This is a genomic window from Pseudarthrobacter albicanus (genome assembly GCF_018224015.1).
GTDB classification, from domain to species: domain Bacteria; phylum Actinomycetota; class Actinomycetes; order Actinomycetales; family Micrococcaceae; genus Arthrobacter; species Arthrobacter albicanus.
In genome coordinates, this window is record NZ_JAGPOT010000201.1 from 1 (window position 1) to 1,089 (window position 1,089).

At 61.1% G+C, this 1,089-nt stretch carries 2 protein-coding genes and 1 pseudogene; 2 read left to right on the forward strand and 1 reads right to left on the reverse strand.

The window, feature by feature from the left end:
- The first annotated feature begins 127 nt into the window (after positions 1-127).
- The gene (locus J9611_RS21410; protein ID WP_211883278.1) at positions 128-496 is read left to right on the forward strand and encodes a hypothetical protein; all 369 of its coding nucleotides are present in this window, start codon (positions 128-130) and stop codon (positions 494-496) included.
- Complete coding sequence (locus tag J9611_RS21415; protein WP_211883279.1) at positions 493-759, forward strand: EVE domain-containing protein; 267 nt, start codon at positions 493-495, stop codon at positions 757-759. Before J9611_RS21410 ends, J9611_RS21415 begins: the two co-directional genes overlap by 4 nt.
- A gap of 42 nt (positions 760-801) precedes the next feature.
- On the opposite strand, the pseudogene J9611_RS22640 reads toward J9611_RS21415, so the two are convergent.
- Positions 802-1,061: pseudogene (locus J9611_RS22640) on the reverse strand (transposase).
- Positions 1,062-1,089: the final 28 nt, after the last annotated feature.

Sequence of the window (1,089 nt, forward strand, 5' to 3'; positions counted from 1 at the left end):
ATGGAGCGGTACATCGAAAACTACAACAAGGACGCCAAACCGTTCACCTGGACCAAGTCCGCGGAGTATCTATTGGGCAAGATGAAACGCAAACAAACCATTAACACGGAACACTAGGGTAGGCCATATGAGCGGACACCGGTTCTTGCTCACGGCCGTGAAGATCGTCCACACCTTGGCCTGGTTCACGATTGCGGCCTGCATGGTCTACGTCCTGTATGCCGGTGTCCGCGGCCGTACCGACCGAAAGGTGGGCTTGGCGGCCGGCGTCGTGACCGCCGAAACACTGGTCTTCGCCGCCAACGGCTTCCATTGCCCGCTCACCGCCGTGGCGAAGGACCTCGGCGACGCAACCGGGTCAGTCACGGACATCTACCTGCCGAAATGGATTGCGCGAAACCTCCCGGCTATCCACGTTCCACTGATCCTGCTGGCGGTCTTCCTGCACTGGCGGAACCATCGCTCCAAGACTGAGGTCGCGGTGCACGCGGCATGAAAGCGTGGCTGGGCGTTGTCTCCGCGGAACACGTGGAGCGGGGCGTCGAGTTGGGCATCGCCCAGCTTGGTCACGGAAAACGGTCGGGCCTGGCGCGGATGCAGGCAGGGGACACGTTGATCTACTACTCACCCAGCCGCAGCCTGGGAGGTTCCGTCCCGCTGAGGCAGTTCACCGCCCTCGGAACCATCGTCGATGACGTCATCTGGCAGGCCGACGAGGGCTCCTTCGCCCCGTACCGCCGGCGGGTCCGCTACCTGTAGGGCGAGAGTGCTCCATCCTTCAGGGTGGAGGTGAATCGCCCCCTAAGAGGACCGGCGTGGCCGGTTCTGGTTCTCTACGTACTGCTTCACAACATCAAGAGGAGCGCCGCCGACGGACCCGGCGAAATAGTATGCAGACCAAGATTCTGCGCCCGCCAGTAATGCTGCACCAGGTCCTCCATGAAAACGCGGTGCCTGAACTTGGTCACGAACACCAGATGCGCGTGCAGCAGAAAAGCACAATGGCGCCCGGTACGAATATCCTGCGAAACAGTCATAGCCCGGCGATACATTTGCTGCATGCTTCGGTATCGTTACCGGGTTTACCCG